Source organism: Candidatus Glomeribacter gigasporarum BEG34 (genome assembly GCF_000227585.1).
GTDB classification, from domain to species: domain Bacteria; phylum Pseudomonadota; class Gammaproteobacteria; order Burkholderiales; family Burkholderiaceae; genus Glomeribacter; species Glomeribacter gigasporarum_B.
The window spans coordinates 116,348-139,054 of record NZ_CAFB01000034.1; the positions used below are offsets into that span (position 1 = coordinate 116,348).

General features: G+C 51.8%; 2 protein-coding genes. Both read right to left on the reverse strand.

Going from position 1 to position 22,707, the window contains the following annotated elements:
* Positions 1-12 precede the first annotated feature (12 nt).
* Complete coding sequence (locus tag CAGGBEG34_RS01245) at positions 13-15,189, reverse strand: hybrid non-ribosomal peptide synthetase/type I polyketide synthase (protein ID WP_006682090.1); 15,177 nt, start codon at positions 15,187-15,189, stop codon at positions 13-15.
* 26 nt (positions 15,190-15,215) lie between these two features.
* Positions 15,216-22,508 (reverse strand): non-ribosomal peptide synthetase, encoded by a 7,293-nt coding sequence (locus CAGGBEG34_RS01250; protein ID WP_006682091.1) that lies wholly within the window; start codon positions 22,506-22,508, stop codon positions 15,216-15,218.
* Positions 22,509-22,707: the final 199 nt, after the last annotated feature.

A 22,707-nucleotide genomic window follows, 5' to 3' on the forward strand; every position in this document is an offset into this window, starting at 1 on the left:
ACTATGTAATGCTTAATGCTTGTATTCATGTGAAAGGATTTCCAGACAGGACATTATAGTCTTCAAGTGTTGGGCGATGACGCCTGCATTGGGTTTTGCGTTCATGGAGATATGATTGCCAGGTATTTGAAAGTGTCTAAAATCTCCTTTGGTCAAGACGCGCCAGTGCCGGTGCTGCTCCGTTGGAAATTCTGCAATGCGCTCAGTATGGGAAAAGAACACGACAGGACCTGCATAAGGAAGCGGTTTGTACTGATGCATGAGCACACCGTGGGCCTGCCAGGTGCGGATGAAAACAGATAGAAAATCAGGAGACAGTAGTTCTGTCCATTCCGGATCTTTCGCTTGATCGGCTAGATAATGAAGCTGTGCTTGTAAGCTGCCTTGAGCCTGCAGGGTTTCCGGTGAAATCTGAAGTCTTTCCAGATTGTATTTGACAAGATAGGCCAAGATGGCTTCATCGCTCATAGGGGGTGGCAGATGGCCATAGGCCGGGCTGTCGATCAAAACCAGCAAAGGGGGTGTGTGGCCTTTGCTGGCGAGTACTTGGGCCATTTGCCAAGCGACAATGCCCCCAAACGAGGCGCCGCCTAGCGCATAAGGGGGAGCAAGCTGTGCGGCCTCCAAAGCTTGCAGATAGGCTTCGGCCATCGCCTCGATGGATTTAAAGGGTTTGCCGCCGTCTAGCATCGGAGAACGCACGGCGTACACGGGTAGACTTTCGGGCAAATCGTTGACGAGATAGCGATAAAAATAGATGTCCCCACCGATCGGATGAATCAACACCAAGGGGGTTTGGCGCAAGGCCAGGCCTTGCTGCAGGATGATAACTCTCCGGTGATTCGGAATACCGGCAGGCTTGTCTTGCATGCGCCGCTTCCATAAGGCGTTGATCATTTCATGGACCGTCGGCTTTTTAAGACGCATCAACGACACAGAAAAACCCAGCTGTTTTTGTATTTGGCTGGCAAGTTGTACCGCGGCCAGTGAATCCCCTCCGGATTCGAAAAAGTCTTCATCCGGGCTGTGAGCTGGTACACCAAGCACCCTTTGCCAGGCCATTTTGACCGTCTGGCTGATATCGTCCGTGGCAGGCGATGGAGTTTCCTTCAGGGGTTCAGGTTCAGGCACAACGTACGTATGAACAGTTTCTGCCTGCACAGGCCTATCCCCTATTCTGCTCTGAGCTGTAGCGCGGGCGCTAGGTAACCAATAGGCTGTTTTTTCAAAAGGATATACAGGCAAGGGAATTCGGCGTTTGGGCATGTACTGATAGAAGCTGGACCAATCGATGTCGACTCCGGCCGCCCACAGCCTTCCTAAGACTTTCAGCAAAAAAAGGCTGTCGGATTCCTGGTCCCTTTCCCGACGCATCAGCGGCAGTACGCGCTCTGCCTTGCATCTGGGATGCCGTCTGACAAGACCCGTGAGCACCTGGCTGGGCCCTAGCTCCACAAGCAAACTGTTTTCGAGTCCTTCTGCAGTCAATAAACAGTCAAGCCCCTGGGCAAACAAAACAGGGTTGCGGGTGTGTTTGAGCCAATAGTCAGTGTTTGCAACTTCTGCTGCGTCTACCCAATGGCCTGATACGTTTGAAATGAAAGGGCGCTGCGGGTGACTCAATTTAACGCTTTGCAGCGCTTGGCGGAACTCAGGCAGTACACAGTCTATACTGCGGGAATGAAAGGCCCGTGATACCTTGAGGGTTGTGCTGGGAATACCGATTTGTGCGAGTTTTCTTGCAAATGGCTCTATTTGGGAAACGGGCCCGGATACCACACAGCTGGTTTCATGATTCACCACCGCCAAATCCAGCGCGCTGCCTTCCAGATAACGGGCGGTTTCTTGTTGGGACAAAGGCACAGCCAGCATTTGAGCCTTTTGCGTCCGCTGCAGCAGGCGGCCTCTTTCAGCGATCAGGGCGAGCCCTTCTTCCAACGTAAACACGCCCGAAAGACAGGCAGCTACATATTCGCCCAAGCTGTGGCCCAGCATGGCCGCAGGTTGAATATCCCAATCCATCAAGGTGCGAGCCAGTGCATATTCCAGAATAAACAGCGCAGGTTGCGTCAGCTGCGTTTGATGCACCGCCTCAGTTCTGCTCAGGATATCGTCCTCGCTTAAAGTAGCAGGCAGATGCGGTTTAAGCTGCGATAGACACCGATCCAGGTGGGCCTTAAAGCGCGGTTCAGAGGCGTAGAGCGCGGCCCCCATCCCGGGATATTGCGCGCCTTGACCGGGGAACAGGAACACCACGGGCCGAGGCTGTAGGCATTCCATGGACGGCGCAGAATCCGCTTGATCCAGCGCTGCGTGTAGTGCCTGAACCGTTGGAACCACCCACGACCGGCCATACCGGAACCTACGGCGGCCTGTATGCAAGGTATAGGCCAGGTGCTCCAGCGGGATAGCCGGGTGCTGCTCTAGATGCTGTCTGAGCTGCCTAGCTTGGGAAGACAGCGCGGGCAAGCTGTTTGCGGACAAATTAACCAATTGCCCAGGTCGGCTGCAGACTGTATTGGGGGCTTCCGTTACAGGTAGCGCTTCCTCCAGCAGGATATGGGCATTCGTGCCACCAATGCCAAAGGCGCTGACGCCAGCCCTTCTGGGCGTTTGCTCGCTCGCCCAAGGTTTCAAATGCGTATTGACGTAAAAGGGACTGCTCTTAAAGTTGATTTTCGGATTCGGGCTTTGGTAATGCAAGGAGGGCACCAAAGTCTTGTGCTTCAGGCACAAAATTGCCTTGATCAGCCCTGCAATCCCTGCGGCAGCGTCTAGATGCCCGATATTGGTTTTCACTGAACCTATTGCGCAGAACTGCGATCGATGGGTGGTCTGAGAAAAAGCCTGCGTCAAACCTTCTATTTCAATAGGGTCCCCTAGGGGCGTACCCGTGCCGTGCGCTTCGATATAGCCAATCGTATCGGCCTGGATACCGGCCTTTTTCTGGGTCTGGCGAATCACTGCTGCCTGTTTTTCAGCGCTGGGCGCTGTAAAGCCGATTTTACGTGTGCCATCATTGTTGATCGCGGATGCGCAGATGACAGCATGGATAGGATCTCCTGCGGCAAGAGCTTGTTCCAAGGGTTTCAGCAGCACCAAGCCCGCGCCCTGCCCCTCAATGGTACCCTGCGCGCTTGCATCAAAGGCGCGGCAGGTGCCATCTGGCGAAAACACCATACCGGGTTGATACAGATAGCCTTGCTTCTCTAATTGTCCTAGGGAGACGCCGCCGGCCAGTGCCATGTCGCAATCGCCGGCCGTCAAGGCCAAACACGCCTGATGCACCGCAACCAGTGAAGTGGAACAGGCCGTTTGCACAGTGATCGCGGGGCCCTTTAGGTTCAGCTTGTAGGCAATTTTGGTGCACAGATAATCTGCCTGATTGTGGATCATGGCCTGATATTGACTGGCAAGATCGGCCGCTGGCTGGTGCGGCGTCACATGCTCTGCCAGATATCGGTTTCTGCCGGTGCCCGCATACAGACCGATGGCCTCAGCACCATTTTCCGGATCGCAGCCTGCGTCTTCCAGCGCGTGCCAGGCGCATTCCATCAACAATCGATGCTGGGGGTCCATTATTTCGGCTTCCCGCGGCGAGTACCCAAAAAATGCTGCATCAAAGCTTTGTATGTCTGATAAAGCACTCTGTGCCCTTACATAGTGGGGATCCTCCAACAGCGTTGGGCTGATACCGGCGGCTTGCAGTTCCTCTTTTGTGTAGAACTGGATAGCCGCTTTGCCTGCCTTAAGATTGGTCCAAAATTCATCCAGATTCTCTGCGCCTGGAAAACGGCCCGCCATGCCGATGATGGCAATCGCGCTGGACGGCCTTCCCGCCCCCTGTATGGGGGCTGGCTTTTCTCCTAAATTCTTATCCTTGCCTTCGGATGCCTTCTCCTGCACCTGGGTGCTATCGTGGCTGGCCAGAAACTGGGCTAACCGGGCAATGGTTGGGTGCTTGAACACCTCCATTATATTTAGTTTGATGTGCAGCGCCTTTAACAATTGGCTGTGCATTTGAATCAGCAGCAGGGAATTGCCGCCCAGATCGAAGAAATTATCGTGAATACCTACTTGCTCCTGTTTAAGCACCTGCTTCCAGATAGCCGCCAGGGTCTTTTCATAGGCGGTTTGAGGGGCTTTGTAGTGTGCCGCACTGCTAAAACCTGGATCTGGCAGAGCCCCTCGATCCAGCTTTCCATTGAGAGTCAGCGGCAGCTCAGTAAGATGCATCAACCGACTGGGAATCATGTTTTCAGGGAGTTGGGCCTGTAGGTGCTGCAGGAGCTGTGTTTCGTCCAACGGCTCGGGCGAGACGTAGTAGCCGACGAGATAGGGTTGGTCTGGGCCATTTTCTGCCTTTGGGGTTTTCAGCAGCACCACACTATTTTGGACCCCTTCACAGGTGGACAGCGCGTGTTCAATCTCACCGAGTTCAATGCGGTGACCCCGGAGCTTGACCTGAAAATCATTCCGTCCCAGAAACTCGATATTCCCATCTGGCAAGAAGCGGCCGAGATCACCGGTTTTGTAGAGGCGGGCATTTTGATCTCGCTGTTTTTCTTCTTCTGTCTGGAAGGGGTTGGGAATGAAGCGTTCTTGGGTAAGCTCAGGTTGGTTCAGATAGCCTCTGGCCAACCCAATACCCCCGATGTGAATTTCACCGGGTGCGCCAATAGGGAGGGGGTTTAGATAGGGGTCTAGGATGTAGACGGTCTCATTGAGCAAAGGCTTACCTATGCTGACAAGCAAAGAGGATGCCCCTGTCGTGCTGTTATAAGATTTGGACGTTGACCAAACCGTCGTTTCGGTGGGGCCGTAGAGGTTGATAACTCGGTTGAACCGGCAGACAGCCTGTCCTAGCAAGGCACTGCCTAGAGGTTCTCCGCCTATCAGGAGCATGGTATGCTCCGTATGAGTCAGCTGTTCCAGTTTGACCTCACACAAGCTGGGCGTTATCTGCATGAAGTCGTAGCTTGAACAGTCCAGCCTATCGAACAAGGGATCACCCAGTGTCAGCGTACCGCCCGTAAGCCAAGGCAAACTGTATTCCAAGGCAAAGATATCGAATACGACGTGGGTCAGGCTGCATGTGCCAAGGCCCTTTCTACCAGGAAAATACTGTTGCCGGAGGGCTTCCAAGGTTTCGAGGAAGGCGGCATGCTCAACCATGACTCCCTTCGGGAGACCGGTGGTGCCTGAGGTATAGATTACATAGGCTAGATGTGTGGTACAGGTGCTCACATCCGGATTATGGTGGGAGTGCCGGGACAATGACGCCTGTAGTGCAAGGCTGTCCAGTACAGTCAAGTTCAGGGTGGGCGCGGCGACCCTTAGGGCCGCCTGACAGGCGCTTTGGGTTAAAACTAGCTGCGCGCCACTGTCTTTCAGGATGTGTGCTATTCGCGCTTCTGGATAGGCGGGATCCAGAGGCACATAGGCACAGCCAGCTTTAAGTATGGCCAAAAGACCGATCAGGAGGTGCGCGTTGCGTTCCAGACAAAGTGCAATCCGAGTTTCCGGGCTGACTGAACCCGTTTTCAGCAGGTAGTGGGCCAGTTGATTGGCGCGCGCATTCAGCTGCTGATAACTTAAGCGCCTGTCCCCTACGATCAGGGCTGGCTTGCCTGGGTAACGCGCGGCTTGAGTTTCAAAGACCTGATGGAATGTCTTTGCGCCCGGACACGCGGCTTTGCAAAGATTCCAGTCATAAACCATACGTTGATACTGCTTCTTGTCGAGATAACAAAGCTGGCTTAGGCGTTGCTCCGGTGCTTCCACGATCTGCGCCAGCAGCGCGTGCACGGTTGACAGTAGCGCTTTGATGGAGGATGACTCAAACAGTTCAGAGGCGTAATCTAGTTTAAAATCCAGCCGATCAGGGTATTCTGTCACTCCAAGGGCCAGCGGATAGTCCCGTTTCTCCCAAGATGCTTCAAAGTGCAGCTTCAGTTGTGTTTGCCAGTCTTCCTGGCAGCGGCGAGGCATGTTTTCATAGATCAGGAGATTGTCAAACAGCCGCTCGCTACCTTGATGCAGACTGGCAAGAGGGGTGCCGCTTCGCGCCTGCATCTCCTGCAGAGTATGTTGGACACTCAAAATCGCTTCCCGCAGGCTTTGTGTTGCACCATGATGAACAACCAAAGGGAGGGTGTTGATATAGAGTCCGACCGAGGTTTCAATGCCAGCTATCGGAAGTGTCCGCCCCGAAATCACTGTACCTACCACGGTCTGCGGACTGCCACCATACACGCTTAAGGTCTTGTGCCAAGCATACTGCACGATGGCGTTCAATGTGAGACCTGCATTTTGCCCAAGCCCCTTTAAGCGGCGAAACATATCCCCCTGAACGCTAAATCTCTGCTCGGCTTGTTGCTGCACTTGGGTATAACGGGTGGTCTTGACGCCTCTTGCCTCAAGTCGCAGCAAGCCGCTGAGATCTGTGTGGTTTTCCAGTTGAGAAAGAGCCTTTGTCCAGTAGGCTTGGGTGTCCTGCGCATGCGCCTGCAGGTAGATTTGCGCGGCTTCAAAGGCCGTGTCCGGCTTCAGATCAATAGTCTCCCCATTGATCAGCTCCAAATAGGTCTCGTGCACAAACCCAAGCAGGATAGGCGCGCTCCAGCCATCGGATAAGGCATGGTGTGCATTGAAAATACAGGTGTATAAATCGTCTCTTTGTTTAACCAACGTGATTCTAAACAGATTGCCTTGATCCAGTTGATAGGGCTTTTTCCTGTCTTGCCGCTTTAACTGCTCGATGGCTTGTCTGCGTGCAGCATCGCTTGACTGACTTAAATCGACCATCTGCCAGTTAAGGTGAGCTGTTTTTTCAACAATCTGGACCAGGGCCTCGGTCCAGGCGAAGCGCAGCCTTAAGCTGCTGAATTTTTCCTGAGCAAGACGCCAGGCCTCTTTAAGCCCATGCGCGTCAATGGGTACGTGATAGTGCCAGACGGACTGTACCCGGTAGGTTTCATCGGCTTCGCCCTGACGGAGGGCGTGATAGATAAAGCCTTGTTGCAGGCTGTTGGCTAGATAAACGCCTTCTATTTCACTGTTTTCCTGTAGCCTGTCCAACTCGCGCACGCTGAGAAGGTCCTCAATGTCACTGGGTGTTAAATAGCTTCTGGGGGCGTGAACAGTTTCCTGAATGAGGGTTTCCAGCTGTTGCTTAAACAGCTTGGCTAGTGTCTGGATCGCATCACGCTTCAGCCTGCCTGATACGGTAAATTCCAGCTGGCCTGCCCGCACACTCCCGAAGAGATTGAGGTCATACCAGAGCGCATTTTCAGGCGGCATGGCGGTGCCACTGGCCTCGAAGCTGATTGTCCAAGCGTCCGGGCCCTGCGACTCGAGCCCCAATTGACCCAGATAGTTGAAACTGATGTTGGGCAGCACGCTCGGTTCACACCCCATCACAGCCCCATACCCCACCCCTTTATTAGGGATTTTGCGCAGATGCTCCTTAATCGTTTTGATGCTGTCATTCAAGGTGTTCTGGGCTTCTAAGCGGACAGGATAGAGTGTCGTAAACCAGCCTAGGGTATGAGTAACATCCAAGGTTGAATCCAGCATGTCCCGCCCATGGCCTTCGAGAACGATGTGATGCACCTTGTGGCCTGTAAGGGCGGTCAAGGCTTGGCTCAAGGCGGCCAGTAACAGATCATTGATCTGGGTGTAGTAGGCGCGATGCGCCTCTTTCAAGAGTTGCCGGGTCCGTGCACGATCTAGTTGAAAGGACGCCTCAAAGGGTGTGCTCTGCTGGATGATCCACTGCTGTAGAGGGTTCTGCTGCGCGTCGTAATCGGCCAGTTGTGCTTTCCAATAGGCGCTTTCCTCTGCATGAGTATCGGCATAATGTAAAAGCGCCTGTCCCCATTGCCGGTAACTGCTCCCTTTAGGATTCAGCGGCTTTTGCGCATAAAGCGTTCTTAAATCCTCCGTGATCAAGCGCCAGCTTACAGCATCCACTATCAGATGATGCAAGGCAAACCAGATGCGACTGCTGCCATCCGAGAAGCCATGCAGATACGTAACCTCATACAGGGGGCCCTGGCTTAGATTAAAATGGCTCTGCCATTGGGTCAGTATGCCGTGCAGTTTGGATGTAAATACAGGACTGCCTTCAGGGGCGCCTAAGCTTGTAACATCCAGTACTTTCAGGGTTTCAGGCAGTGCCCGAGGCTCGTAGTGTTGTTTGACGCAGCCTGCAGCATCTTGCCGATAACGCAAGCGAAAACCGTCATGATGCAGGATCAGTTGTTCGAGAGCTGTACGCAGCTTGGGTAGATCCAGAGGGGGGGTTCGAATCAGAAAGGATTGATTCCAATGATGAGCCTTGGGGAAGGCATGATGGAAAAACCACTGCTGGATCGGCAACAAGGGGGCTTCGCCTTCCAATATGCCCTGTTCAGTTTGCAATGCAGGTTGATCCGATCTTTGCCGAATTTGCGATAACACCTGAGCGTGCAGGCTTTCAAGCGTTCTATGGGTAAAGATGTCCTGCACGCTGAGTGTGATACCCAGACTTTGCCTAACCCGGCTGAGCAACTGAATCGCCAGAATGCTCTCCCCACCCAATCTGAAAAAATCATCCTGAATCCCAATCTGGGCGTGAGAAATATCCAACACCTCCCCCCATAACGCACACAGCTGTTTCTCCAGCTCTGTCCGAGGTGCCACCTGACGCGTGCGATCCCCTACAAAGCCCGGATCCGGTAACGCCTGCCTGTCCAGCTTCCCATTGGGGGTCAGCGGCAGTTCAGTAAGATGCACCAACCGGCTTGGAACCATGTATTCAGGGAGTTTGGCTTGCAGGTGCGCAAAGAGACACGTTTCCTCCAGCGGCTCGGGCGAGACGTAGTAGCCGACGAGATAGGGCTGGGTCGTTCCACTTTCTGCCTTGGAGTTTTTCAGCAGCACCACACTGTTTTGTACGCCTTCATAGGTGGATAGCGTGTGTTCAATCTCACCGAGTTCAATCCGGTGGCCTCGGAGTTTGACCTGAAAATCATTCCGTCCCAGGAACTCGATATTCCCATCTGGCAAGAAGCGCCCCAGATCGCCGGTTTTATAGAGTCGACCCAATTGGGGATAGAAGATGAACCGTGCTTCTGTCAAATCCGGCGCGCCCCAGTAGTCCCGTGCCGGCCCCAAGCCCCCAATATGAATCTCTCCCTGAACTCCCACTGGACAATGTTCACCGGCAGGGTTCAGGACAAACAGCTGCTGATTGGGCATCGCCACCCCATAGGGGATGCGACCCTCTACTTTTGCAGGATCCATCTCATACCAGACCGACCAGATGCTTCCCTCTGTCGCTCCCCCCAGGCTCATCAGGACGGCTTCAGGACACTGCGCTTTCAAACGGGCAGGCAGGCCAGAAGGAATCCAGTCGCCGCTTAAAAGAAAGAGGCGCAAAGACGCTAAAGCTATGGCTTCCTTCTGGCTAAGAGGGCTTTGGGTCACGGCATCGATTAAAAGAGCGGCCAATTGGGGCACACTGTTCCAAAGCGTGATCTGGTGTTGCTGAATCAGGGAGACCCAAGAGGCAGGGTCTTTACTGCGGCTTGGTTCAGGAAAGACAATCGTTCCCCCGGCGACCAAAAGACCCAAGAGATCATAGACGGACAGATCAAAGCTTAAGTCCGATACAGCCAGTATCTTGTCTGCTTTTGTGATCTGAAACCTGCGATTCACTGCGTCTATCGTGTTCAAAGCACTGCGGTGGCTGATCGTTACGCCCTTGGGCTTGCCTGTAGAGCCGGAGGTAAAGATCACGTAGGCGATGTCGTCGGCCTTGACTTCTGGAAGCGTGGCAGCCCTTGGGACGGGATCTGCCTGCGAGGTTTCAATGACCCGTAAGGTATACTTTTGAGATAAAGCGTTTCGTATCGCTTCCCGGCCGTATTGGGCCTGGGAGATCAAAACGAGTTTCACTTGACCTTGTGTGAGAACTTCGTCGAGTCGTCCCAAAGGCCAGTCGATAGACAGCGGCAGATAGGCGTGACCGGATTTCAGGATGGCAAGGACGGCTAGGACTTGGTTATAGCCTTTCTCGCTCAAGATGCCGATCAGGGGTGGAGAGGCAGCAGGGGGGTTCTGGTCCAAAAGGATCTGGGCAAGTTGGGTGCTGTCTTGCTGCAAGGTGCCGTGGGTGTAGGCTTTTCCGGTGGCGGCGTCTATAACGGCGATGTGCTGCTGCAAGGTTTTGTCTGCCAATACTTTTTGATAACGACTGTGCAGGGTATCGCTGCTTAAGGGTTGTGTGTGAGCGTTAGCAGCTTCTATAAGGGCTTGGTCGAGAGGAGGGAGGTACGGAATAGAAAGTGCAGCGGTTTCCCAGTCCTGCTCTGCCAGAGTGGTGATGAAGCGGCAATAAAGTGTATTGAGCGTTTCGATATAGGCGCTGTCGAAAAGTTGCTCGACATAGAGCCATTTGCTCATGAACCGGCTGCCTACCTCAACGGCCTGCAGATCTATCCAAGCTTGAGAAGTCTGCCCACACCAGTAGCGCTTCTTTAGGATTTCAGTGTCCTCTAGATAGGGGGTTTCATCCCGTTTGCCGTCCAGCCTGCCGCCTACAAGGCCCGTAAAGACAATGGGTGAAACGGCCTGCTGGACATCCAATTTATGCCGTTTGCCCAGTTCTCTTTGTACTCGCATCCCTGGATACAGGGCATGATGGATATCCTCCCACATCACTTGGTGAGTTCTTTTCAGTGTCTTTAACAGATCCTTCCCAAAATCCATGTAGTGAAAGAGCGTAGTCGATGTAAAATCACCCCAAAGGGTGTTCACTTCAGGATGGATGGCGTAGCGGTTAAACAAGGTAAGTGTGATGAGGAATTCTGAATGTCCTGAAAAATAGGACAGCACATGGCCGTATAAGCCCAGCAGTACGGATGAATACGAGCTGCCGTAGCGTCTGGCTTGCGCCTTGAATTGCGCCCAAGTGGTTTTTCCGATGTATAAGGTATGCTCTGCAAACGTGGGATGTTCAATAGTTTCCGGTTCTGTTTTGGAAGTCAGACGAGGCCGTAGCGGTAGCTGCGGTATTCTTTCTTGCCAATAGGTCCTATTTTTGGCATACCACGTCGAATGCTTTAAGTGCTGGCAATAATCCTGGTAATCCTTGAAGGTGATGGAGGGTATTGGAATTGTATCTCTCGGCTGCCGATACAGTCTGTCGATCAAACTCAAGAAGGATAGGCGGCTTTGCACGTCCAGCAAGATCAGATCGACGCCGACATGAAGAACACAGATATCCTTGAAATGGCTAACTTCAAACGTAAACAGCGGAAACCGCTGAGGGTCGTACACTTTGTGGGATAAGCGTTCCCGAACAGATTGCAGACGCGAATCGCTTAGCATCCATTGGGAATAATCGTTCACACGTACCCGATAGGCGGACACTTCTTCGGATTTTAAAAATCGTTGCTTAAGTTTTTCGAGGGAGTAGACGGTTCTCAACACCTCAAATTTCGAGATGAGCGTGTTGAGGGTGTCTTCCAGTTTTTCTACGTTGAGAGGTGTTTTGTAGTAGTACTCACAGTATACGTGGTTGGAGATGTTGCCGATTTCATAACTACCTAAACGGCCGATCAGGTAAGCCTTCTGGATTTCCGTCATCTCAAACCAGTCATACAGCTGCTGCTTGCCTGCTACCAGCGGCAGTCCAGACAGGCCCCCTTCATGCGCGACCTCAGCAAAATCTTCTTTTGTATACTCACCCGCTTTTTGCTGGACCTTCGTCAAGGACATTTCGTCGTCCAACTTCCCCTGTTTTCTTTGCAATCCGAGAGACTGGGTCTTGTGGTGCAATAATGGCTTTAAAACTTGCTCGTGCAGCCTTTCAATTGTTTTGTGTCTGAAAACATCCTGCACGCTGAGCTCAAGATTCAGTTGCCGCCGCATCCGACTCACTAATTGAATGCTGAGGATGCTATCCCCACCCAGCCTGAAAAAATCATCCTGAATCCCAATCTGGGCGTGAGAAATACCCAACACCTCCCCCCACAACGCACACAATTGGCTTTCCAGCGCTGTCCGCGGTGCCACCCGCCGCGTGTGATCCCTCACAAAGCCCGGATCCGGCAACGCCTGCCTGTCCAGCTTCCCATTGGGGGTGAGCGGCAGCTGGGCAAGGTGCACCAGGCGACTGGGGATCATGGTTTCGGGCAGTCGGGCCTGCAGATGCTCAAAGAGCCATGTTTCATTCAATGGCTCGGGCGAGACGTAGTAGCCGATTAAATAGGGCTGGGCTGTACCATTTTCTTCCTTGGGAGTTTTCAGCAACACCACACTATTTTGTATCCCTTCACAGGTGGACAGCGCCTGTTCAATCTCACCGAGTTCAATCCGGTAGCCTCGGAGTTTCACCTGAAAATCGTTACGTCCCAGGAACTCAATATTGCCCTCCGGCAGCCACCGCCCCAGATCACCGGTTTTGTAGAGGCGAGCATTTTGGCCCTGCGCTTTTTCCTCTGCTGTCTGGAAGGGATTGGGAATGAAGCGTTCCTTTGTGAGCTCGGGTTGGTTCAGATAGCCTCGGGCCAACCCAATACCACCGATATGGATTTCGCCGGGGGCCCCAATGGGGAGGGGGTTGAGATGGGGGTCTAGGATGTAGGCGGTGGTGTTGGCGATGGGGGTGCCTATACAGATGGTTTCGTCATTGATATTGCTGACCGCATAATACAGAGCGTGCATGGTCACTTCTGTAGGGCCGTATAGATTATGCAGCTTTGTATGAGGCAATAAATCATGCCATTTCTTGGCTTGACCCCATTTAAGGGCTTCTCCTCCACAAAATAGATGTTTCAAACTAGGCAAGGGACGATCGTGGGTCAAAACTTGAGCTTGCAGCGCCTCTGTAAAGGCGCTCAGCATGGAGGGTACAAAGCTGAGGATCGTGATGGACTCCCTCCGGATTAAATCGATCAGGTAATGCGCGTCCTTGTGTCCGTTGGGTTTGGCAAATACCAGACACCCACCATGTTGAATGGGCCACAGCAGTTCCCATACTGAAACGTCAAATGCATAAGATGTTTTTTGAAGAATCCTGTCTTCTGCCTGCAGAGGGCACAGTTCATTTATCCACTGAATTCTGGCAGCAGCGCTCCGATGCTCTATCAGAACCCCTTTAGGATGGCCTGTTGTTCCGGAGGTATAGATCACATAAGCGAGATGAGTAGGGCTTGTAATCTGCTCTGGATTGGATGAAGGGTACAAGGACAAGGTTTCCTGAAAGGCTTTGCTATCGACAAACACCTGCTTGATAGATAGATAATCCGCCAGTTTTTCCAGAGGAGCTTCGTTGACCAGAAGCAAAGAGAGGTTTGCATCTTCTACGATGTACCGGATGCGTGCTGCCGGATAGCTGGGCTCTATCGGGACGTAGGCAGCGCCCGCCTTGAGCACGCCCAGAATGGCGATCAGCACCTGCTCGCTGCGATCCAGGCAGAGGCCAACCAAGTTATCTGCTCCGAACTTGTGTACACATCTCAGATAATGCGCCAAGCGATTTGCGCTTTCGTTCAGCGCTCTGTAACTCAGCCTGCGATCGTCATAGATGACGGCGATACGATCCGGCGTTTTTTCAGCTTGCGCCTCAAATAGGCTGTGTAAGGTACTGTTTTTCCAAAAATCTCGTTCAGTTCGATTCCATTCCTGAACCGTTTTCTGATAACTTTTCTGATTTAACACCTTAAGCTGGAAAGTGGGCTGGTCCAGCGTATGGGAATCCAGTGTAGCCAGCAGAGCTGTGAAAGTGTCCATTAACGCCTTGACATACCATTCCGGATAGCGCGCATTTGAATGGCTGACCGTAAAGCGCAAGGTGTCGGGTGTTTCTTGAGCAATCAGGCTGATCCCAAATTTTTCTGCAGCTTCCGAAACGGGTATCGGCTCTAACATCAGAGTAGAATGCTTGTTTTCCGCTTTGAAATTGTGCAGCGTCAATACGACCTGCATCAGATCGACAATATCGGCATGACTGCGTTTCAGGCGCTCTGTCAATAGATTCAGATTGATCTGGTGGTGTTCATTCAGGTACATCACGTCCTGATGTATCCGCTGGATGTTCCTGATAAATCTGTCAGTCGGCCGCCAATCGGGTATCAGGGGCAAGGTGTTGATAAAAGGCCCTATTGCCCGATTCAGTTCAGAAGGCCGATTGGATACGGTAAGGCCAATGGGGAAATCGCGTTGACCACCTGCATACAGGCTGAGTACTTGGTACAGGCCGCCGAGTAATATTGCGTAAACGCTTGTTTGATGCACCAGAGCGAGTTGCTTGAGCGTTTTGTGGATGTCTGTATCCAAGTTAAATTCGAAGCGCCCACATCCTTGCTTGTGCGTGTGTGCGGACACGTGCCTTAACTGCAGTTTTTCGGCGCAATCGAGTTGCTGAGAGAGATGGGCGATGGCCTGTTGGTAACGCTCCGTCTGAAGCTCATAGTATTGGTAAGCAATATAGTCCAGATAATCAACGGCTCTCGCCAGGTCTATTGGATGCTCAGATTTTTTGTGTTGGCACAGTTCTGTGTAGGCTGAAAGGATTTCAGACTGCAGCAGCCCAGCAGAATAGGCATCTGTCAATACATGGTGATGGCTCAGATTGAGCAGCAACTCATCCTGACCCTTCAAACGGAGTACTTCTGGCGCAATGAGCGCCCCACCATCTAAATTAAATAGGGTTCTGGCGCTTTGCTCGCAGATTGCCTTAACGTCGTCAATGGATATTTCGCATTCTCTGATTGGAATGCTTGAGCTATCCAATAGCCTGTAGCGGAAGTGCTCATCCACACGTATTCTGAGTATGGGGTGTTCCATCAGCACATGCCTCAGTGCTTTTTTTAAAAGCTCAGCATTTCCCTGTTTCAAACGGAACAGTAAGGGAATCGTATACGTGTACCCTTCCGCATCCAGCTTGCTCTGCAGATAGATGCCCTTCTGAATGGGAGACAGTGCCGTATCCCTGTAAGGGGCGGGCAGTTTATAAAATGCAAGCGCCCGAAATTTTTCTTCTGAATGCACCCGATTGCAGGACAGAATCTCCAGCAAAGCCGCTTTCTGCTGTTTCAGAGCGGCCTTCAGCGGTTCAGGGAATCCCTGCGCTTGATTGAAACTGAATGCCAAACGGCCTTGATCGTTTTTCCAAATATGGATGCCATTGGCTTTCAAGCGATAGAGTAATTGGGAGGCGATTATCAGAGTACACCCTCCTCCCGCATGACCATAGGCGCTGCTTTCGACCTGAAGCGATGTGCAATACTCCGAATGCTTGGGGTTTGATAAAAGTCCTGTAATGCCAGATCGAGACCTAAATCATGGCTCAATCGTCTGACAGCTTGCATGGCTAGCAAGGAATTACCCCCTAGGACAAAGAAGTTGTCCTGCATGCTGATCTGGCTCTCCGGTATACCCAGAACCTCTGACCAGATTTGGGAGAGCTGCCTTTCCACTGGGTTTGCAGGGGCTACATAAGGTTTCTGAAGCTGAAGTTTGGGCAAGCGCCCAGCATCCAGTTTTCCGTTGGCACTGACAGGCCACAGGTCTACCTGCCTATACGCATGCGGCAGCATGTACTCTGGCAAGTGTTTGGATAAGCATAGGTTGGCTACTTCCTGCAAGGAAGGGGCTTGCATGCAACTGCCCACCTTACGCTTTTCATCTTCCGTAATGTGGCCCAATACCAGTGTGTAGACAGCTGCCGGATAAGGCACCCAGCCGATCGTGCAACTGCCTATACTATAGGGATATAAGGCTGTGCTGATCCTTTGGGCCATAAACCCTGCCAGCACAAGGTTGGGAAGAGACGCCTCCCCATTGAGGGTGATAAGTAATTGTCCGCGCGCCAACAACTCTCCTACCTCGCTGGCCTGCAACAGCACACTTTGCTTGTCCAGATCTAATATTGCGTGATCTTCCAAGTCTACATAGACTCTTCCCGAACCCTGTTTCATTAGAAAGCCGGGTTTTAGACGACATTCAGGCCAGCATATGGAATCTGATCCGATACTTAAGATAGCCAGCAAGGTATTGTCGGCATCCAGTGGCTCTTCTGTGACTTGCCACTCGTGTGCTAGGCCATGTTGGGTCAAAACTTCTGACAGCGCACTCAGCATATGTCCTGCTTCCAGATAGACCAGCCGTCTGGCCACTTTTCCATATAAAGGGGTGATGGCGGGCCAATGCGCAATCAAATGCAATGCGTGGTCACGCTGCTTTTCAGCTTGGCCTATGCACCAGGGGGCATGAAATCTGCACAGGCTATAGTCCGTGGGATGGTAGTAGTAATAGTCAGCTTCCAGGGTATCAACAGGTGTGGCCAGATCCAGGAAGCAGCGTACTGAATACGTACTCCCCCCAGAAGGGTATAGATACTTAGGCAAGGCCCTTCCCTTGAATCGAAGGCCAGATACACCGGCCAGTACAGCGCCCAAGGTCTCTGTACTGAGCGTTTTGGGTTCATAAGGCGCATCGAACCGGGGCGGCCATTGGGCCATAAACAAACGGCTTAACTCGGCCACTCTGCCGATTCCCACTTCGGACTCGGTGAAGTTGCGGTAGCTTTTGCGGCGTTTGAAGGCTGAGGGTTCTAGATTGGGTTCGAATACGTGCTGTGCCTTTAGACCCTGGATAAGCCCCCGTTCGTCCAGCACAAAGGATTCTTTGTCGAAGGAGGCCTCCAATTGTGTTTTTGTATCTTCTGGCAGGAGATAAGCGACTACATAGTCCCGTTCGTCTTCCTTTTGAATTCTGACAACAGCCTCCTTGACACCTTCCAGTTGCGATAACCTGGCAGCTATTTCTTCCAGCTCAACTCGATAACCGTTTAGCTTGACCTGGAAGTCATTACGCCCCAAAAACTCAATCTTGCCTTCTGGCAGCCAGCGGCCTAGATCCCCAGTCTTGTAGAGCCGACCCAATTGGGGGTGTGAGATGAATCGTGCTTCTGTTAAGTCCGGCGCGTCCCAGTAATCCCGTGCCAACCCCAAACCCCCAATATGAATCTCTCCCTGAACTCCCACTGGACAATGCTCACCACTTGGGTTCAGGACAAACAGCTTTTGATTGGGCATTGATACCCCATAGGGAATGCGGTCTTCACTCTTTTCAGGATCTATCTCGTACCAAACTGACCAGATGCTTCCCTCCGTAGCACCCCCTAGACTCATCAAGACAGCTCTAGGACACTGGACTTTCAAACGGATAGGAAGATTAGAAGGAATCCAGTCGCCGCTTAAGAGGAAGAGGCGCAAAGACGCTAGAGGTATTGCTGCCTGCTTTGTAACAGGGCTTTGGGTAACAGCATCGAGTAGAAGAGCGGCCAATTGAGGCACGCTGTTCCAAAGAGTGATCTGATGCTGCTGAATCAGGGAGACCCAATGGACAGGATCTTTACTTCTGCTCTGTTCAGGAAAGACGATTGTCCCCCCTGCGGTCAAAAGGCCAAAGAGATCATAGACAGAGAGATCAAAGCTAAGTTCCGATAAAGCCAGTATCTTGTCCTGTTTTGCAATCTCGAACCGCCGATTCACTGCGTCTATCGTGTTCAAGGCACTGCGATGGCTGATCGTTACGCCCTTGGGCTTGCCCGTAGAGCCGGAGGTGAAGATCACATAGGCAATATCGTCGGCCTCTACCTTGGGAAGTGCGGAGGCGGAGGGATCGGATGTTGTGCGTAGGGCTTCTATGATTTTCAGAGTGTACTTCTGAGATAAAGCATTTCGTATCGCTTCCCGGTCATACTGCGCTTGAGAAATCAATACCACTTGCACGTAACCTTGAGCGAGGACTTCATCGAGTCGTCCCACAGGCCAATCGATAGACAGCGGCAGATAGGCGTGACCGGATTTAAGAATGGCGAGAGCAGCCAGTACCTGGTTGTAGCCTTTCTCGCTTAAGACGCCGACCAGGAGAGCTTGAGACGTGCTAGGTGAGTTCTGATCAGAAAGGGTCTGGGCGAGTTGGGTACTGTCTTGTTGCAGGGTGCCATGGGTGTAGGTCTGTTCGGTGGCGGCGTCTATGATGGCGATGTGCCGCTGCAAGGCTTCGTCTGTCAATACTTTTTCATAACGACTGTGGAGGGTGTCCGAGCTTAAGGGCTGCGTGTGACAATTAGCGGCCGCTATTAAAGCCTGCTCGGGGAGGGGGAGTGGTATTTTGGGGAATGCTGATGTTTCCCAGTCTAACTGGGCCAAGCGTTCAAGGAGCTCGCAATAGGCATAATGCATAGCTTCGATCAGCGATCTGTCGAATAACTGTTCTACATAATCCCACTCTGCTATAAAACCCTTATCGGTTTCATAGGCCTTGTTATCCAGCCAGACTTGGGAGGTTTGGGAAATGGCATATCGCACACCTTGATAGGAATCGTCCAAAGGCCAATCAAACCAGTGGCTCTGGATGTTGCCCAGCACACTGGTCAACACCACAGGTGCCAGTATTTGTTTATCCGGCATAGACTGTTCCTTTTTAACCAGCCGTTGCACATCCACACCGTCAAACAGATTGTGTTCTATGTCCTTCATTAGAACGTCATGAATGGTTCTCAGCTTTTGATGAACCGCATCCCCCTCTCTATCTTGATAGCTAAACAACTCCAGCACCGTAAAATCCCCAATCAAATTCTCAATTTGAGGATGCAGCGGTAGGCGGTTAAACAGGGTTAGGTTGACACACAGCTTATCTTGTCCACTCCAGCGGCTAAGCACGCTACCATAGGCTGCTAGAACCAAGGCAGTGGGGCTGATGTGGGCCTGTTGGGCTTTACTTAATAAAGCCTCCCAGATGGGTTTGGACAGCACGCGGCTCACGCGTGCAAACCGAGGATATCGAACGGCAAAGGGCTGGATTTTCAGGGGCAGATTCATTTCAAAGTGGTAATCCCTGAGCCGACCACGCCAATATCGTTCGGCTTCCTGGAATAAGGCACTGACCCTTATTTTTTCGTAGTGCAGCACATAATCTCGGTAGCTGATCTCAAGGACAGGCAGCAGGGCCTCTGGGTTCTTGTAAAGTTTTGCCCACTCATCAAATAGAATCTGAAAGCTGCCGAGATCCACAATCAAGGCGTCGAAGCTAAGATGTATCAGGATCTGTCCATTCCACTTGCTCACCACCACGTCAAACAAGGGATACTGGTCCGGAGTATAGATCTTGTGGGACAACTGATCGCGAATAGCGAGCAGCTCTTGCTCGCATGAGAGCTCATGGACTTTAATAGTATAGTGTGGGACTGACTTGATATGTTGTTGTCTTCCGTTGACAAACACGGTACGGAGCGCCATGTGTCTTTCAATCAAGCAATTGAACGCCTGTTCCAGGCGACCTATGTCGAGCGCAGCATATTGATACTCTGCATAGACATGGGTGGATACATGACTCAATTCAAAATGATTGAGCCTACCCAGATAATAGCTTTGCTGTACATTGTTTAAGGGGAAGGGTTTAAATAGCCTGGATTGATCTGGCTGCTGGATCAGATAACTCTGGTATCGAAAAGACCCGAGACTCGCGGCTGCCAGAGGCGCTAGATGCTCGACTGTTCTCTGCTCAAAGATATCACTGATTTTGATATCCACCTGAAGCGCACTGTTGATCTTGTTGAGCAACTGTATCGCCAGAATACTGTTACCCCCCAGATGGAAGAAATCAGCGCGAATATCTTCTCTGGCCGCAGGCGTGTTCAACACCTCTCCCCATAACGCACACAGCTGTTTCTCCAGCTCTGTCCGAGGTGCCACCTGACGCGTGCGATCCCCTACAAAGCCCGGATCCGGTAACGCCTGCCTATCCAACTTCCCGTTGGGGGTCAGTGGTAGCCGGGCAAGCTGCACCAGCCGACTGGGGATCATGGTTTCAGGGAGTCTGGCTTTGAGATGCGCGAAGAGACGTGTCTCATCCAACGGCTCAGGCGAGACGTAATAGCCGATCAAATAAGGCGGGGCCATCCTATTTTCTGCCTGGGGAGTTTTCAGCAGCACCACACTGTTCTGTACGCCTTCATAGGTGGACAGCGTGTGTTCAATCTCACCGAGTTCAATCCGGTGGCCTCGGAGTTTCACCTGAAAATCATTACGTCCCAGGAACTCAATATTGCCCTCCGGCAGCCACCGTCCCAGATCGCCAGTTTTGTAGAGCCGAGCATTCTGGCCTTGCTGCTTCTCTTTTTCTGTCTGGAAAGGGTTGGGGATGAAGCGCGCTTTCGTCAGTTCGGGCTGGTTCAGATAGCCTCGGGCGAGCCCTATACCTCCGATATGGATTTCACCCGGGGCCCCGATGGGGAGGGGGTTGAGATGGGAGTCTAGGATGTAGGCGGTGGTGTTGGCGATGGGGGTACCGATGGCGCCTGCCCAATAGTCTTTCTTGATTTCCTGGCAGCTTGACCAAACGGTTGTTTCCGTAGGCCCATACACATTCCAGCAGTGATCAACCGTCTTGAAGAGGGTTCGGGCCAACGCTAAGGATAGCGGTTCCCCACCGCAGAGTGCATTGATAGATAAGTTTTCAACGCCTTCTTGCATAACAAGAGACCACAAAGAAGGCGTTGCTTGCATAACCGTTACCCTCCACTGCTCGATCAGAGCGAGCAGTCTTGCGGGTTTGAGTACCTCCTGCTGTGTGGCGATCACCACCCTGCCGCCTTGCATGAGCGGCATCCAGAGCTCTAGGGCTGCGATATCAAATGCCAGCGTCGTCACCGAAAGCAGACAGTCCTTTTCGCTAAAGTCTATCTTTTCCCTAATGGACTCAAGGATATTGATAAGCGCTTGATGTTCAACAACCACGCCTTTGGGGTCTCCGGTGGTGCCAGAGGTATAGAGGACGTAGACCCAATGCCTGCTCGTGACAGGAAGATTCAGGTTGAGGTCTGATGCTTGGTTTAATGACTGCTGTATCCCTTCTTCATCTAGAAGGATCCATGCGGTCTTCGCACCAAATGCGTGGCAAACTGAGTCTTTCGACAAAGACTGCAGATGCGCTTCCCACAGCACCCTACATTGTCTGGTGCTCAATACCAGACTCGCGCCGCTGTCTTTCAGAATGCCTGCAATCTTGTAGGCAGGATGCCGGATATCCAGTGGCAGGTAAGCCGCACCTGCCTTGAGGATGCCCAACAGGGCAATCAGCATCCGCTCGTTTCTGTCCAGGTATAAGCCAATCGGGGTTTCTGGCTGAATCGGGTGGTTTTGTATTAGGTATCTGGCCAGTTGATTCGCACGGGCGTTGAGCTGCTGATAGCTCAGTATTGCGCTGTTATAGATCACTGCCGGACTGTCTGGCGTGCGGGCGGCCTGTAATTCAATCAACTCGTGGAGGCTTTTATCTTCCTGAAAGCCCCGCTCCGTCCGGTTCCAGTCAAAAAGGCACTGCTGGCGTTGCGCGGGCGGGATATCCAGCATAGCCCTGAAGGGGATGCTTTCTGAGAGAAAGCTTGGAAAGTGATTCAGAAAATGCTGAAGATGCTCCGAAAAATATCCGAAGAGGTACAAATCTTTCCGGTATCGAATCTGTAATGCCTGATTTTGCGCCCTATAGGCGATGGATACCGCATGCTGCCCACCATCCGGGATAGGTTCGTTATAGAAAACGGCGACCTCGGGCTTGGATGCCCCAGCGGGTAAGGGCAAGGGATCATAGAAAGGGCTGCTGATAACGGCATAAAGGCTGTCCTGGCACTTGGCCTGTAAGGCCCTGTAGGTATCGGATAAGTGAATTCGGACAAACTTGCTGATCTGTTTACCAGCGCTATAGCAATCGTACCCATAGAGTGCTTCCTGCCTTCCGTTTAACAGAGTGAGGCAATAGAGCCCAAAGATTTCCAGCGCTGTTTGATCCAGATTTCGCTCAAGCAGATGAACTTGATAGGTGTGGGAGACCGCCTGAGAGTTCTGATTGGTGAAACCCAGTGTAGGGTTTGCAAAAACTTGGGATTCCTTTTCCAGGGAACGGTAGTAATGCTCTAAGCGAGCAAGACGGTTTGCGTCCTGAATCAGTTCATAAATGACAGGGTTATTTTGAATCCGGTTGTCAAATAATAGCTCTTCCGATCCAAATCTCGATAACTGGATAACCGCATCAATTACGGCTTCTGAGACTTCCTTGAGCAGCCTTTCTAGCCGGGAAGATTGGATATCGAGTGAATGCACCCATTGTCCTGTACATTTCCGGAGAACGGCTGTGTTGCCATTTTTCAGGAGTAGAATAACAATTTGGTATTCAGTTGCGGCGCATTCAATATAAAATTGAATGCTGTCAATATCCAGCCGCACTATGGATTGATGAAAGTCAATGAGGTAATCAAAGGCCTTCCAATCCAGATGGCATGAGTCTGCCAAGTTGAAATTATGGGTATATCTTTTTCGCCACAGCTCCAGGTCTTCCACACGGGTGCTATGGACAGCCACAAAGTGGCCCGCGTCAATCAAATAATCTACTACGTCGCGGGCAAGCGCATGAAAGTCACTGAAGATAAGGAAGTTCAGGATTTTCACGGCTACTATACAGGTTCCATCTTATAACTGATGTTACGCACCTTTTTCATAAAAGTGCTTAAAAACAGGGCATTTGTGATTTATCGCTCATCGGGTGCCAACAGAGGTTTTCTGCCCTAAAAAAACAGCGTTTTCTGTGAAATTCGCCCCCCAGAAAGTGCGTAACGTCAGTTATAAGTCTGCTATCTATTTGTTAGGA